General features: G+C 54.1%; 10 protein-coding genes. 2 read left to right on the top strand and 8 right to left on the bottom strand.

The genetic code is table 11. The features are described from left to right. Positions 1-14 precede the first annotated feature (14 nt). From dcp to ACTJJ1_RS05350, 4 genes are all read right to left on the bottom strand, one after another. Positions 15-2,216, bottom strand: a complete 2,202-nt coding sequence (gene dcp / locus ACTJJ1_RS05365) for a peptidyl-dipeptidase Dcp (protein ID WP_197912682.1) — start codon at positions 2,214-2,216, stop codon at positions 15-17. 247 nt (positions 2,217-2,463) lie between these two features. Continuing rightward, positions 2,464-2,847, bottom strand: a complete 384-nt coding sequence (locus ACTJJ1_RS05360) for a c-type cytochrome (RefSeq protein WP_041416924.1) — start codon at positions 2,845-2,847, stop codon at positions 2,464-2,466. 397 nt (positions 2,848-3,244) lie between these two features. Beyond that, a complete protein-coding gene (locus ACTJJ1_RS05355) occupies positions 3,245-5,047 on the bottom strand; it encodes a glycoside hydrolase family 13 protein (protein WP_440832651.1) in 1,803 nt (600 codons plus the stop codon). Positions 5,048-5,438: 391 nt separating this feature from the next. Next, a complete protein-coding gene (locus ACTJJ1_RS05350) occupies positions 5,439-6,143 on the bottom strand; it encodes a GntR family transcriptional regulator (RefSeq protein WP_073439508.1) in 705 nt (234 codons plus the stop codon). A gap of 302 nt (positions 6,144-6,445) precedes the next feature. On the opposite strand from ACTJJ1_RS05350, the gene ACTJJ1_RS05345 reads away from it, so the two are divergent. After that, the gene (locus tag ACTJJ1_RS05345; protein WP_440832649.1) at positions 6,446-8,104 is read left to right on the top strand and encodes an alpha-glucoside-specific PTS transporter subunit IIBC; all 1,659 of its coding nucleotides are present in this window, start codon (positions 6,446-6,448) and stop codon (positions 8,102-8,104) included. After that, the gene (locus tag ACTJJ1_RS05340; RefSeq protein ID WP_004944068.1) at positions 8,101-9,426 is read left to right on the top strand and encodes a 6-phospho-alpha-glucosidase; all 1,326 of its coding nucleotides are present in this window, start codon (positions 8,101-8,103) and stop codon (positions 9,424-9,426) included. The genes ACTJJ1_RS05345 and ACTJJ1_RS05340 overlap by 4 nt, the downstream gene beginning before the upstream one ends. Before the next feature lie 76 nt (positions 9,427-9,502). Here ACTJJ1_RS05340 and xdhC read toward each other — a convergent pair whose 3' ends face one another. From xdhC to guaD, 4 genes are read right to left on the bottom strand one after another with little or no spacing between them, the layout of a single operon-like run. Next, positions 9,503-10,279 (bottom strand): xanthine dehydrogenase accessory protein XdhC, encoded by a 777-nt coding sequence (xdhC, locus tag ACTJJ1_RS05335; protein ID WP_020453814.1) that lies wholly within the window; start codon positions 10,277-10,279, stop codon positions 9,503-9,505. Continuing rightward, a complete protein-coding gene (gene xdhB / locus ACTJJ1_RS05330; protein ID WP_440832646.1) occupies positions 10,263-12,665 on the bottom strand; it encodes a xanthine dehydrogenase molybdopterin binding subunit in 2,403 nt (800 codons plus the stop codon). Before xdhB ends, xdhC begins: the two co-directional genes overlap by 17 nt. Next, a complete protein-coding gene (xdhA, locus tag ACTJJ1_RS05325; protein WP_440832644.1) occupies positions 12,658-14,088 on the bottom strand; it encodes a xanthine dehydrogenase small subunit in 1,431 nt (476 codons plus the stop codon). Before xdhA ends, xdhB begins: the two co-directional genes overlap by 8 nt. After that, positions 14,085-15,416, bottom strand: a complete 1,332-nt coding sequence (gene guaD, locus ACTJJ1_RS05320) for a guanine deaminase (RefSeq protein WP_004944058.1) — start codon at positions 15,414-15,416, stop codon at positions 14,085-14,087. The genes xdhA and guaD overlap by 4 nt, the downstream gene beginning before the upstream one ends. Between the last annotated feature and the right edge of the window lie 342 nt (positions 15,417-15,758).

The raw sequence follows: 15,758 nt of genomic DNA, 5'->3' as shown, positions 1-15,758 counted from the left end.
GACATCAGAATATTTTATTCGTCTTTCAGCCCGCGGTTAATCAGCATCGGTTCGATGCTGGGCTCTTTGCCGCGCCAATCGACGTACAGTTTTTCCAGATCCTGGCTGTTACCGCGCGACAGCACCATGTCGCGGAAGCGCTGGCCATTCTCCGCCGTCAGGCCGCCGTGCTCGGTGAACCACTGGAAGGCGTCATCCGCCAGCATTTCGGTCCACAGATAGGCGTAGTAACCGGCGGCATAGCCGTTGCCCCAGATATGCTTGAAGTAGCTGGAGCGATAACGCGGCGGCACGTAGCTGAGATCGATTTTATCCTTCAGCAACGATTCGGCTTCGAACTTGTCCACGTCCTGCTGCGGCTGATCCGCGCTCAGCATGTGCCAGTGCATGTCCAGCAGCGCAGCGGACAGCAGCTCGGTCATGTCATATCCTTTGTTGAATTTGTCGGCTTTTTTGATTTTGTCGACCAGTTCCTGCGGCATGGCTTCGCCGGTTTTGTAGTGTTTGGCGAAGTGCGCAAAGACTTTGGGATCGCTGGCCCAGTGTTCGTTGAACTGAGAGGGGAACTCGACAAAATCGCGCGCCGTATTGGTGCCGGACAGGCTCGGATACTCCTGATCGGCAAACATGCCGTGCAGCGCATGGCCAAACTCGTGGAACAGGGTGATCACGTCATCGTACGACAGCAGCGCAGGCTGGCCCGGCGCCGGTTTGGTGAAGTTGGCGACGTTGTAGATCACCGGTTTGGTGCCTTTCAGCTTCGACTGCTCGACAAAGTTGCTCATCCAGGCGCCGCCGCCCTTGTTGTCGCGCTTAAAGAAGTCGGTATAGAACAGCGCCAGCGATTTGCCGTCTTTATCGAAGACTTCATACACGCGCACGTCCGGCTGGTAGACCGGGATGTCCTTGCGCTCTTTAAAGCTGATGCCATACAACAGGTTGGCGGCATAGAACACGCCGTTGTTCAGCACGTTATCCAGTTCGAAGTAAGGTTTGATCTGCGATTCATCCAGATCGTATTTCGCCTTGCGGACCTGCTCGGCGTAGAACTGCCAGTCCCAGGCTGCAACCTTGAAATCGCCTTTCTGCTGATCGATTACCGCCTGAATGTCTTTGGCTTCGCGTTCGGCGCGCGCGGTGGCCGCCGGAACGATATTGCGCATAAAGCTCAGCGCCGCATCCGGGGTTTTGGCCATCTGGTTTTGCAGTTTCCAGGCGGCATAGTTCGGGAAGCCCAGCAGCTTGGCCTGCTCGGCACGCACTTTAGCCAGGCGCGCGATGGTCTGGCGGGTGTCGTTGCCGTCGCCCTTTTCCGCTCGGTTCCACGAAGCGTCAAACAGTGCCTTGCGGGTGTCTCTGTCTTTCAGGCTCTGCAACTCCGGCTGCTGAGTAGTGTTTTGCAACACCAGCAACCACTGCTTGTCCAGCTTGCGCTCGCCGGCAGCCTGAGCCGCCGCAGCCAGTTCGCTTTCCGACAGGCCGTCCAGCTTGCCTTTGTCGGCGATCGCCAGCGCGCCGTCTTTGGTCGCCGCCAGCAGCTTGTTGGAGAACTGGGTGCTCAGCGTCGCCGCTTCCTGATTCAGCGCTTTCAGCCTGGTTTTATCGGCGTCGGACAGGTTGGCCCCCGCCAGCTCGAAGTTTTTGTAAGTCACCTCCACCAGGCGACGCGATTCCGCGTCCAGCTTCAGCGCGTCGCGCTGCTGATAAATCGCCTTGATGCGCGCGAACAGCTTGCTGTTAAGCATGATGGCGTCATCCAGCGCCGCCAGTTTCGGCGAGCTTTCCTCATCCAACTTTTGCAACGCGTCGCTGGTGTTGGCCGAGGTCATGGCGCCAAACACGTTCATCACCCGCGTCAACAGCGCACCGGCCTGCTCCAGCGCCACAAAGGTATTTTTAAAATCGGGCTTGGCCGGGTTATTGGCGATCTTCTCCACCTCTTCCCGCTTTTGCTTGATGCCGGCGTCGATAGCCGGGGCGTAGTCGCTTTCTTTGATCAGATTGAACGGCGGTGCCTGGAACGGCAGACGGCTCTGATAGAAGAACGGGTTCTCGTTCTTTTTGTTCTCGTGCTGGTTAGCTTCACCGGTCACGTTAGCCTCCTTAGCCTGGCCGCTTGGCAACGCGCTATGACTCGCGTGCGGATTGGTTTCTGCTGCCTGTGCCTGCGAGCTCAGCGCCATGCCGATCGCCAGCACCAATGTAGATAAACGCATCAAATCGAAACTCCTCCATGTTCACAGAATAAAGTGCAAAGGGACCCCAGTCCCCAGGACACATCCTAGCTTAGGCGCAGTTGGCAGTTTGAGCAAAAACAAGTGATTAGAATGGCGTGTCCCGTTGCAGGACACCGCCTTGCCGACTGCCTTCTGGCGTGTATTGGCTTTACATGAAGGATGCCGTCAAACAGGTAGCCACTCTGAAAGGGTTATTCGATTTCTGTGCCTGCCTCTCTTCTCAACATTATCGATTTTTTGAAATCACGCCGTTCATGTATTGATTCACATCGCGCAGATCCTGAATCCGCCAAGTGAACGGCGGTAGTTTTACCCCATTTTCTCGCAAAGTTTTGGGAATCAAGTCCCCATTTGGACGAAGTATTATCGATGAGACAATAACGCCCGGATAATCATTGAGCCGTTCTTTGAACGCGGGGGTTGTCAGGTCAGGTGGAGGCGGGTTGGTTTTGTCAGCCAATGGCCCCGTGCCTTTGAGATCGTTTCCGTGGCACATGCTACATCGCTGTAAGTAGATGTTTTTCCCATTGGCATTATCCGCGAAGGAAAATGGGGCTTGCATTAACGATAAAGCGCCTAGCGAAGCGATGAACAACACTTTCATTTCCATGTGACCTTGTTATGTGAATCAGACCTGAACCGAGCGTAAAACCCGGCGGAGCCACTGCAACACTCAATTATCACGATAACATTTGAAGCGAGATTGTTCAGTAGCAACGTGCTCGCGCTCACAAGAGGTTGGCGGGCTTGCGGCTTTGCCCCACAAGCCCTCAAACCCCGGTCTTGGTTTTCGTGCAACGGCCAGGCGTCTGAGGATCAACGCGGTTTATCGCAGCCGGGTGACGGCAGAGCCTCAACGGGTAATCTTGCCTTTAAAAAAGCCTATAGCTCAGGGTGGTAGCCCCCTGCTTTCTCTTTGCCAGCCCTATTTCGCGCAAAAAAACCGGCATAAGGTGCCGGTTTTAATGGTTTCAATATATCTACATTATTTGGCGTGATTATGGGATTTATTGATTTAGTTTATAAACCCCTGACTGCCATGGTTTTAGTTCGAGTAAGGAATCATTCTTTTTCACAACGTTTTTGCTGTTGCTTTCTATAATCACTTTCTCGATGGATAGATTATCCGGTAATTTATATCTCATCACTTGTTCCTGGAAGTTAACGACAACAAGATATTTTTCCGCCCCAAGGCTGCGTGTATAGGCGTAGACCGAATCATTTGCAGGATCCAAATCGGTGTATGTGCCATAGGTCAGTGCCGGGATGTTATGCCTTATCTTGATCAACTGACGATAATAATTAAATACCGAGTCGGGCTGTGCGACTTGACTTACCGCATTGATTTCCTGGTAGTTTGGATTGACCTTGAACCAAGGTTTTCCGCTCGTGAATCCTGCATTTTTGCTCGTATCCCATTGGAACGGTGTCCGGCTGTTATCCCTGCTCGTCAGGCGTACATTTTGCAAGAACTCGTCGGCTTTCACCTTTCCTGTCTCAACGTAGTCATGCCAAAAACCTTTCACCTCAATATCATCGAATTCATCAATAGCTTTGAAGGGGTAATTGGTCATGCCTAATTCTGAACCTTGATAAATAAAAGGCGTTGCTCGTTGAGTCAGCGTCAAGGTTGCAAGCGCTTTAGCCGATGGCTCGCGCCATTGTGGGCGATCATCGCCAAAGTGGGAGACAGCGCGCGGATTGTCGTGGTTATCCAAGAAGAAGGCATTCCAACCATATTCGCCGGCAGTACGGTCAACGTTATCGATGACCTGTCGGAATTGCGACAATTTCCACTCTTTTCGACGCCATCTTTGATCAGAGTCTCGATCGAGTCTGATTAAGTCAAAGGTAAATGCGATGTTCAGCTCATCGCGACGGCGATCGAAGAATTTTATCGATTGATCCAAGGGTACGCCAAAGATTTCACCGGCAGTGGCAATGTCGTAATGAGACAAAACTTCTCTATTCATTTCATTGACGTAACGATGAATATTAGGGCCCTTGGTATACTCAGCTGCAAAATTCTTCAGCTGTTGTTGGGTGAGATTTGGGAAGTCCGGAATTTTTGAGTAGGTCGCTACCGTATCAAAGCGTAAACCAGACACGCCTTTATCTAACCAGAAACGCAACATTGCATAAAGATCTTGACGGACTTTGGGGTTATCCCAGTTTAGGTCAGGCTGTTGTTTAGCAAAATAGTGCAGGTAGTATTGATTGGTCTTTTCATCTTTTTGCCACGCCGAGCCACCAAAGAATGAAGGGTAATTATTAGGCGCCTGCCCTTCTTTAGCATCTTTCCAGAAGTAATAGCCACGATAAGGATTATCCTTACTGCTTTTACTTTCAACAAACCATTCGTTTTGATCGCTGGTGTGGTTGATGACCACATCAATCATCAACCGCATGTTACGTTTTTTCATTTCAGAAATCAGGCGGTCAAAATCCTCCATCGTGCCATATTCTTTCATGATTTTTCGATAATCACGTATATCGTAACCATTATCCGTGTTCGGGGAATCATAATGTGGGTTGATCCAAATGGCATCAATCCCCAAAGCTTTTAAATAGTCTAATTTTTCTATGATGCCTTTAATATCCCCGATACCATCCCCGTTAGTGTCTTTAAAGGAACGCGGATACACCTGATAAAAAACAGCCTCCTTCCACCATTTAGGTATGGTTTTCGACTGTTCGATACTCTTTTCGTTAAGCAAGGGCTGTTGCGTACCTAAGGCTTGCTGGCATGAGACGCTTAATGATGTGGTTAGAAAAATCGCTAGTGCAGTTTTCAATCCTTGACGGGGCATTACAATACTCTCCTGTTTCTTATTCAAAAAATAAAAAAATCAATGTTTCCCCTGACATTTAAATATTTAATCGTTAATTTATCAGTTTAATACCGACTAATTTTCAGTATCTAATAGAAGCTTTGCAATTATGTTCCCGAACAATGACTGGGTAAAGTAAATATAATGCACTGGCATTTTTTAAGTGACATTCGTTTTAAATCGGTCGTTTTTTAGCATACCTTGCTAAACCGTGTTAGCTCAGGCGCTACGAACGCTCTAAAACACTATTAATTTGCGATGGCAAAAAACATTTTTATATTATCTTGCGTGAAATTACGTTAAGCAACGTGATGATTAGATTGGAAATTATTGCAATTATCATATAGTGAATATGTAGCCCCTTCGACCGCTATTTATTCCTCTTCAAATGGTAGTCCACGTGGTATTCATTGGCATTTCTGAATATCACCGAATAGTTGATATAGTCGCCGGTATCACTGTAGGAAAGCGATGTCAGGCGCAGCAGCGGCGTGCCTTCGGCAACGTGCAGTAAAGCGCCGATCGTGCTGTCTGCCAAGATCGGGCTGAAGCTTTCGTAATTCCCTGCGATATTGATATGGCATTCGTCTTCTATATACGCAAACTTTGAACCCTCCAGGTGTGCGACCGAAAGGTTGCCAAATAACCTGCCAGGCATGTAACTGTCTTCCAGCACCACAGGCTTCCCTTCCACAAACCTGACGCGACGTGAATAGTAAATACGCTCATCGGCCTTGATTCGCAACTGGCTGGCGATGGCTGGGGGGGCCCCCATCATTCGAAACTCCAGCACTTGGCTCACCGTGGGGCGACCCAGTTCTTTCATCAGTTCCGAGAAACCCATTAGCCCGCGAGTTTCATGTTGGAGATCTTTCTGCGCGACGAAGGTTCCGCTGCCGTGACAGCGACGCACCAGCCCCCATTCAATCAGTAAACTTACCGCTTTGCGTAGCGTCATCCTCGATACAGAAAATTCGGCAGCCAGACGTTTCTCGCTGGGTAAGGCATCGCCGATAGCAAAATCAGCAGAATTGATACGTATTCTCAGACGTTCGGCAAGCGTTTTGTAGATCACTTGAAGACCTCTTTATCCCTAAATGAATCCTGATAACCGCGCAACAAAAGGAGGTTATCGCACTGTAAAACATGAAATTTATTTTTATATTACCCTGGCTGTTTTTTCCTCGAACACTTAAATGTATACAAATCGCCATAAAAGTAGACCACTTCACCCAGGGAGAAAACATGAATGCGATCACAAAATGATTAATCGTTTTGCGACCTTTTTTTTCAAAGTCCCTACTCTTTGAATGGAAAATAAAATCAGTAAAAACGAAATAATAAAAAATCTGACCCGGAAAAATATGAGGAGTATTTATGCTCAGTCAAATTCAACGTTTTGGTGGTGCGATGTTTACACCTGTGTTGCTGTTTCCGTTCGCGGGAATGGTGGTGGGCATTGCAATCATGCTTCAGAACCCTATGTTTATCGGGGATTCACTCACTGCACCCGGTAGTCTTTTCGCACAAATTGTTCATATTGTAGAAGAAGGCGGTTGGACTGTTTTCCGCAACATGCCGCTGATTTTCGCGGTCGGCCTGCCCATCGGGCTGGCGAAACATGCGCAAGGTCGCGCCTGCCTGGCGGCACTGGTCAGCTTTATGACCTGGAATTATTTAATTAACGCAATGGGATTAACATGGGGCGATTATTTTGGCGTTAACTTTAACGCGGATCCCGGAGGACACAGCGGACTGACAATGATCGCCGGAATTAAAACTATCGATACCAGTATTATTGGTGCAATTATAATTTCCGGCCTAGTAACCTCAATACACAATCATTTATTTGATAAACAACTTCCTGTATTCCTCGGTATTTTTCAGGGCAGCTCCTTCGTGGTCATCGTCGGATTCCTGTTGATGATGCCTTGCGCATGGCTGACGCTGCTGGTGTGGCCGAAAGTGCAGGCCGGCATTCTCTCGATGCAACACTTTATGCTGATCTCTGGTTCTCTCGGCGTATGGATGTATACCTTCCTGGAACGCATTCTGATCCCTACCGGATTGCACCACTTCATCTATGGCCCGTTTATCTTCGGCCCGGCAGCTGTCGAAGGCGGAATTCAGGTCTACTGGGCAGAGCACTTGCAGGCGTTCAGCGAGAGCACAGAGCCGCTGAAAGTCTTATTCCCGCAAGGCGGATTCGCGTTGCAGGGCAACTCGAAAGTTTTCGGCTCGGTCGGTATTGCGATGGCGATCTACGCCACTGCCGCACCGGAAAATCGCGTCAAGGTGGCAGGACTGTTGATCCCGGCGACGCTGACCGCCTTACTTGTCGGTATTACCGAACCCCTTGAGTTCACCTTTCTCTTCATCTCGCCACTGCTGTTTGCCATACATGCGTTGCTTGCCGCCACGGTGGCGACGCTGATGTACATGGCGGGCGTGGTCGGCAACATGGGCGGTGGGCTACTGGACCAGTTCCTGCCGCAAAACTGGATCCCGATGTATCACAATCACGCCTCGATGATGTTCACCCAGATTGCCATCGGGCTGGTATTCACCGGCATCTGGTTCCTGGTATTTCGCACGCTAATCCTGCGTCTTAACCTGAAAACACCGGGGCGTGAGGACAGCGAAATCAAACTCTACAGTAAGGCTGACTATCAGGCGCAGAAAAATCCGTCGGGCCGCACCAGCGACATCCCGGCACCTTCTTCAGCACAAGCTCAGGCTGTTGGCTATCTGCATGCACTCGGCGGCAACGGCAATATTGTCAATCTCAACAACTGCGCGACGCGGCTGCGTATCACGCTCGGCGACATGGCGCTGACGCAAAGTGACGACATCTTCAAAGCCTTGGGCGCACATGGCGTGGTACGGCGCGGCAACGGCATTCAGATCATCGTGGGCCTGCACGTTCCTCAGGTCAGGGACCAGATAGAAACGCTGATGAAGCAAGATGCTTTCACACCATCATCCATATCCGGGGCGAGTTCCCCGACAAAAACATCCATTACGGAGGCAGTATGAAGAAGAAATTCTCAGTAGTCGTGGCCGGCGGCGGCAGCACATTTACACCGGGTATCGTATTGATGTTACTGGCGAATCTGGAAAGGTTCCCGCTGCGTTCCATCAAGTTTTATGACAACGATGGCGCACGTCAGGAAATTGTGGCCGAAGCGTGCAAGGTGATCCTCAAAGAGCAGGCGCCGGACATTGAATTCGGCTATACCACGGATCCGAAAACGGCCTTTAGCGATGTCGATTTTGTCATGGCGCATATCCGTGTCGGTAAATACCCGATGCGCGAAAAAGACGAAAAAATCCCCCTGCGTCATGGCGTCGTAGGACAGGAGACCTGTGGGCCTGGCGGTATCGCTTACGGTATGCGCTCCATCGGCGGCGTACTGGAAATCGTCGATTACATGGAGAAATATTCCCCGGACGCCTGGATGCTGAATTACTCGAATCCGGCCGCAATTGTGGCGGAAGCGACGCGCCGTTTGCGCCCGCACTCCAGGATCCTCAACATTTGCGATATGCCTATCGGCATTGAAGGACGCATGGCGCAGATTGTCGGGCTGAAATCGCGTAAAGAAATGCAGGTGCGTTATTACGGACTGAATCACTTTGGCTGGTGGACGTCGATTGAAGATTTGAAGGGTAACGATCTGATGCCCAAGATCCGCGAACATGTGGCTAAACACGGCTATGTACCGTCAACCAACGAGCCGGGCGTCGAAGCCAGTTGGAATGATACATTCGCCAAAGCGAAAGATGTCTGGGCGTTAGATCCGTCTACGTTCCCTAATACCTACCTGAAATATTACCTGTTCCCGGACTACGTGGTTGCGCATTCCAATCCGGAACATACCCGCGCCAATGAGGTGATGGAGCACCGAGAAAAACACGTTTTCAGTTCCTGCGCTGCGATTACCAAGGCGGGGAAATCTTCCGCCGGCGAACTGGAGATTGATGAACACGCGTCTTACATCGTTGACCTGGCAACCGCCATCGCATTCAACACTCAGGAAAGAATGTTGCTGATTGTGCCGAATCAGGGTGCCATCAACAATTTTGATCCGGAAGCGATGGTTGAAATTCCGTGTCTCGTCGGTAGCAACGGGCCGGAACCGCTGACTGTCGGTAAGATCCCGTTGTTCCAGCAGGGGTTGATGAGCCAGCAGGTGGCGGTTGAAAAACTGGTGGTCGAAGCCTGGATTGAGAAATCCTATCTGAAACTGTGGCAGGCGATAACGCTCTCGAAAACCGTGCCGAGCGCTTCTGTCGCTAAAGCCATTCTGGACGATCTGCTCGAAGCCAATAAAGACTACTGGCCAGAACTGAAGTGATTTGACGATTATTATCTGTGGCGGCGCAACCTTCGGGGGGCGCCCACACAATGTTCGAAAACAACCCGCCGCGGTTTTAACCCCGTTCCCCCCTCCCGTAACAAGCAATAATCTCCCCGGCCACCGCTACCGCGATCTCCGCAGGCAGTTTGCCTTTGACGTCGGGCAGCCCCAGCGGGCAGCGCATGGCGGCCACCGCCTGTTCGCTGATGCCACGCTGGCCAAGCTTGTATTCGAAGCGTTTACGCTTGGTCAGTGAACCAATCAGGCCAAAGTAACCGGCATCGCCACGGCGCAAAATGCGCTCCGCCAGCGCCAGATCCAGCGCGTGATCGTGGGTCATCACGATGAAATAACTGCCCGGCGGCATGGCATCGACGATCTCCAGCGGCTCATCGCAAATTTCTTGCCGCACTCCCGGCGGCATCGCCGCAGGGAACTCCGCCGCACGCCCATCAACCCAACGCACCCGGCACGGCAAGGTGGCGAGAATGTTCACCAGCGCACGGCCCACATGCCCGGCGCCAAACAGCGCGATTTGCGGGCGCGGCGGGATCAAGGGTTCGAACAGCACGCTGGTGGTTCCGCCGCAGCACTGGCCGAGCCGAGCCGCCAGCGGGAAACGCTCCAGCCGCAGCGTGGCGTCACCCTGTTGCAGCATCTCACGCGCAATCGCCAGCGCCTGGAACTCCAGATGACCGCCGCCGATGGTATTGACCGCCCGCTCGGCGGTCACCAGCATTTTGGTCCCGCGGTTACGCGGCGTGGAACCTCGTTCGTCCACCAACGTCACCAGCACGCAGGGCTCGCCACGCCTGCGCGCTTCCGCCAGCGCCTCAATCCATTCGTCCATCGCCGTTCCCCCGCGTCAGTTCAGTGACCATGTCACTTGACAGCATCTGTTGCACGCCCCACAGCACCCGTTCCGGCGTGGCCGGCGCGTCAATATTGGGCTGCAGGCGGTAGTCCGCCAGGCTGGCGACCGCGTCCTTGATCGCGCACCAAACCGAGATCCCCAGCATAAACGGCGGTTCGCCCACCGCTTTGGAATGGAACACCGTATCTTCCGGGTTTTTGCGGTTCTCCAGCAGCGTAACGCGCAGATCGGCGGGCACATCGCCAATCGCCGGAATTTTATAGCTCGCCGGACCGTTGGTCAGCAGCCTGCCTTGTTCATCCCACACCAGTTCTTCACTGGTCAGCCAGCCCATGCCCTGCACAAAGCCGCCCTCAACCTGGCCGATGTCGATAGCCGGGTTCAGCGAGTCGCCCACGTCATGCAGAATATCGGCGCGCAGCAGTTTGTATTCGCCGGTCAGGGTGTCGATCAACACCTCCGCGCAGGCCGCGCCGTAGGCAAAGTAATAGAACGGGTGACCGCTGGCCTTGTCGCGATCGTAGAAAATCTTCGGCGTGCGGTAATAACCGGTACTGGCGAGCGAAACCTGATTGAAATACGCCTGCTCGACCACCTGCTCGAAGCTGAAATAACGCTCGCCCACCCTGACCTGGCCGTTGCTGAAGGCAATTTGATCGGCGCTGGCCTGATGCTGTTTGGCAAGCATGTCGATCAGCCGCTGTTTAATGATTAGCGCCGCATTCTCCGCCGCCTTGCCGTTCAAATCGGTGCCGGATGACGCTGCCGTCGGCGAGGTGTTCGGCACCTTGCCGGTGTCGGTGGCGGTGATCTGTATGCGTTCAATATCCACCTGGAACACTTCGGCGACGATCTGCGCCACCTTGGTGTTCAGCCCCTGGCCCATCTCGGTGCCGCCGTGGTTGAGCTGAATGCTGCCGTCGGTGTAAACCAGCACCAGCGCACCGGCCTGGTTGAGGAAGCTGGCGGTAAAAGAGATGCCGAACTTCACCGGCGTCAGCGCCAGCCCTTTTTTCAGGATCGGGTTCTCGGCGTTGAAACGGCGGACAGCCTCGCGCCGTGCCTGATAATCCGCGCTGCGTTCCAGTTCGGCGGTCATTTCCTGCAGCAGGTTCTGCTCCACCGGCTGGTGGTAATGGGTGATGTTGCGGTGGTCCTTGCCGTAATAATTGGTCTTGCGCACCGCCAGCGGATCGAGCGCCAGATAGCGCGCAATATGGTCCATGATCTGCTCAATCGCCATCATGCCCTGCGGCCCGCCAAAGCCGCGATAGGCGGTATTGGACGCGATATGGGTTTTGCAGCGGTGGCCGGTAATCAATACATCTTGCAGGAAATAGGCGTTATCGGCGTGGAACATGGCGCGATCGACGATTGATCCGGAGAGATCGAGCGAATAGCCGCAGTTGCCGGCCAGGTCGATCTTGATTCCGTTCAGTAACCCGGCATCGTCAAAGCCAACGTCATAGTGAATATAAAACGGGTGGCGCTTGCCGGTGATCAGCATATCGTCGCGGCGGTTGAGGCGCATTTTGGCCGGCCGGCCGGTCAGGTGCGCCACCACCGCACACAGGCACGCCGGGCCGGCAGCCTGGGTTTCCTTGCCGCCGAAACCGCCGCCCATGCGACGCATGTCGAGGGTGATCTTGTGCATCGGCAGATTGAGCACCGAGGCCACCAGTTTCTGGATTTCGGTCGGGTTCTGGGTAGAGGAATACACCAGCATACCTCCGTCCTCGGCGGGCATCACTGACGCGATCTGGGTCTCCAGATAAAAATGCTCCTGGCCGCCGACGTGCAACTCGCCCTGAATGCGGTGTAAAGCCCGCGCCAGCGCGCCGTCGGCATCGCCGCGCCGATGATGGTGCGCCTCCTGTACCACAAAGCCTTCGCGCAGCGATTGCGTCACGTCCAGCCGCACCGGCAGATCCTGATACTCCACCTTCACCGCCTGCGCCGCCCGCCAGGCGATCTCGGGATCTTCTGCCGCCACCACCGCGATCACCTGCCCGACGTACTCCACCGTCTCCTTCACCAGCAGCGGATCGCCGTGGGTCAGCGGTGCAATATCCAGTTCCCCCGGCACATCCTGCCAGGTGATCACCCGCACCACGCCGGGGAAGGCGTAACAAGCCGACAAATCCAGCTTGATGATGCGCGCATGTGCCCGTTCGCTCAGCCTGGCCGCCAGATGCAACTGGTTTGGGAACTCCAGCCGATCGTCAATGTATTGCGCCTCGCCGCTGACGTGTTTGTCGGCGCTTTCATGTTTGCGGCTACGGCCCACCCCGGTGGTCAATGGCTGGCGGAAACGTTCGGCCAATTGTTCCTGCGTCGCTTCAATGCGTTTGTTATTACTCATGAGCGGTCACCTCAATCGCCAAATGCGGCGCGGTCAGCGCAATGAAATAGCGGCGCAGCAGGTTTTGCGCCACCAGCAGGCGATAACCGCTGCTGGCGCGAAAATCGCTGAGCGGCGTAAAGTCCTGCGCCAATGCCTGCACCGCACGTTCAACGGTGGCGCGCCGCCAGGGCTGCCCCACCAGTTGCTGTTCGCATAGCAAGGCGCGTTTTGGCGTCGCCGCCATGCCGCCAAATGCCAACCGGGCGCTGCGAATAATGCCCTGTTCGATCCCCAGGTTAAAGGCACCGCATACCGCCGAAATATCGTCCTCCAGCCGTTTGGAGACTTTCCAGGCGCGGAAATCCGCCGGAGCGGTGGCCGGCAACACGATGCTTTCGATAAATTCCCCCGGTTGCAACGCGGTCTGGCGATAGCCCAGGAAGAAATCGTGCAGCGGCAACTCACGCCGCACATCGCCGCAGCGCAGGTTCAGCATGGCATCCAGCGCCAGCAGCATGGGAGCGCCGTCGCCAATCGGCGAAGCATTGGCGATATTGCCCCCCAAGGTACCCTGGTTGCGGATCTGCTGCGAAGCGAAACGCGCCAGCAGCTCGCCGAAGGCCGGGTGATATTTTTCCAGCAGCGGATACAAGTCGCTCAGCGCCGCACCGGCACCGATCGTCAAGCGTTCGCCCTGCCAACTGATTTGCTTCAACGCCTCAATCTGTCCAATGGCGATCATCAGCGGTAAATCCTGGTGGCGTTGGGTGACCTCCAGTGCCAGATCGGTGCCGCCGGCCAACAATTTTGCCTGCGGGTGTTGCTGATACAACCCCGCCAGCTCGTCGATCGTTTGCGGCATCAGGCAGCGTTTACCCGCCGCTTCCAGCGGCGTCGCGGCGCGAATGGCTTGCAGGCGCTCCACGGTTTGCCGTTGCCCGCGATCGAAACTGTCCTCGCCCTTGACGCCGCAGGCCTGCTGCGCCGCCGCCAGAATCGGCCGGTAGCCGGTGCAGCGGCACAGGTTGCCCGCCAGCGCCTGTTGCGCCTGTTCACGCTGATATTCCCCGCCGTTCTTTTGCAGACAGAACATCGACATCACAAATCCTGGCGTGCAAAAACCGCACTGCGAGCCGTGGCAATCAACCATCGCCTGCTGCACGCTGTGCAATTGGCCATGGTGTTTCAAATCCTCCACCGTGATCAGCTGTTTGCCGTGCAGCGCGCTGACGAACGTCAGGCAGGCATTGACGCTGCGGTAGCGTAACTGTCCGCCTTCCGGCTCGGCCAATACGACGGTGCAAGCGCCGCAGTCACCGGAGGCACAGCCTTCTTTGGTGCCGCAACGGCCCAGGTTGCGGCGCAGATAGTTCAGCACCGTGGTGTTGGGATCGAGCGCGCTTTCACTTTTTAGCGTTTGATTAAGCAGAAACTGGATCATGCTGCCTCCTGGTGCGCGGCCGCGCGATAAACCACTTTGCCGTCAACGTAGGTACGATAAACGTTGCGATCGTCCCCCAGCGTCATCAGCAAGAACAGCTGGTCCGCCAGTTCGCGGCTGTTTTCATGGCGCAGCTTCTGCAGCGGCGACACCGCCGGATCCAACACCACAAAATCCGCCTCTTTACCTACGCCGAAGTTGCCGATTTTATCGTCCAGCGCCAACGCGCGCGCACCGCCCAAGGTGGCGTGATAGAAGGCTTCGCAGGCGGAGAGCTTATAGCGCTGCAACTGGCCGATCTTGTATGCCTCGCCCAGCGTTTGCAGCATATTGAAGGTGGTGCCTGCGCCGACATCGGTGCCGATGCCCAGCTTCACCTGCTTCTGCCAGGCTTTTTGCAGGTTGAACAACCCGCTGCCGAGGAACAGGTTGGAGGTCGGGCAGAACGCGATCGCCGAGCCGGTCTGGCACAGGCAATCCCACTCTTGCTCTTCCAGGTGCAGGCAGTGAGCGAATACGCTTTTCTCGCCGGTCAGGCCATACTGGTGATACACATCCAAATAGCTGCTGTTCTCCGGGAACAGCGCTTTCACCCAGGCCACTTCATCCAGGTTCTCGCTCAGGTGGGTGTGCAGCCAGGCATCCGGAAACTCTTCGCGCAACCGCTGCACCTGCGCCAATAGCGCTGGGGTGCTGGTGGGGGCGAAACGCGGCGTTATCGCATAGCCCAGCCGTTGTTTGCCGTGCCAGCGCGCGATCAGCTCTCGCGTTTGCCGGTAGCTTTGCTCCGGGGTTTCCAGCAGTTCATCCGGTGCGTGGCGGTCCATCATCACTTTGCCGGCGATAAGACGCATGTTCAGCGCCGCCGCCTGGCTGAACAACGCGTCAACCGACTGCGGATGTACCGTACCGAACACCAACGCCGTGGTGGTGCCGTTGCTTAACAGTTGTTGCAGGAAGAACGCCGACATCTTGCCGGAATGCCGTTCGCAGCAGAACTGGCTTTCGGTCGGGAAAGTGTAGTGCTTCAACCACGCCAACAGCTGATCGCCATAAGCGCCGATCATTTCGGTTTGCGGATAGTGAATATGGGTGTCGATAAACCCCGGCACGATCAGCTTGTCGCGGTAATGCGTTACCTCAAAACCCGGCGGCAACAGCGGTTCGCCCTGCTGCCAACTGCCGAGCCAGACAATGGTGCCTTCATTGAGCAGCATTAATCCATCGGGAATATGCCGCAGTTGCTCATTCAACTGCTGCGGGCTCTCCACGCAGGCAGCGATATCGAAAAAATTGCCACGAATAGCCGTGGTGAATTGCATGTTCATGTTGCCGTTCCTTTTCTACCGACTCGCCTACGTCATTGCGCTGAGAGAACGCTGCCTGACGAGATCTGGCGGTCTTTTTTATTGTTTGCAGATGTTGAGTTAAGAATAGCAAAGGGTGTGCCACATGCCTGGAGGATTAAAATATCACCTTAAAAAACAATAAATTAAAATAAAAATATTTGTTTTAAAACAAAAACAAAATAACATTCATAATAAGCAACCGTTTGCTTATCGGTAAAAAAAAGCGAGTGCACCAATCTCGGGCATTGATGCACAGAAGTCGTGAGTTTTTATTTCCACTTTATGTTATTCATTCCTACTTTAATTATTCACATAAATACA

The organism is Serratia sp. 22264 (genome assembly GCF_052045345.1).
Taxonomy (GTDB): domain Bacteria; phylum Pseudomonadota; class Gammaproteobacteria; order Enterobacterales; family Enterobacteriaceae; genus Serratia; species Serratia plymuthica.
Note: the sequence above shows the minus strand (reverse complement) of the source record. Positions and strands in the feature narration are given on the sequence as shown.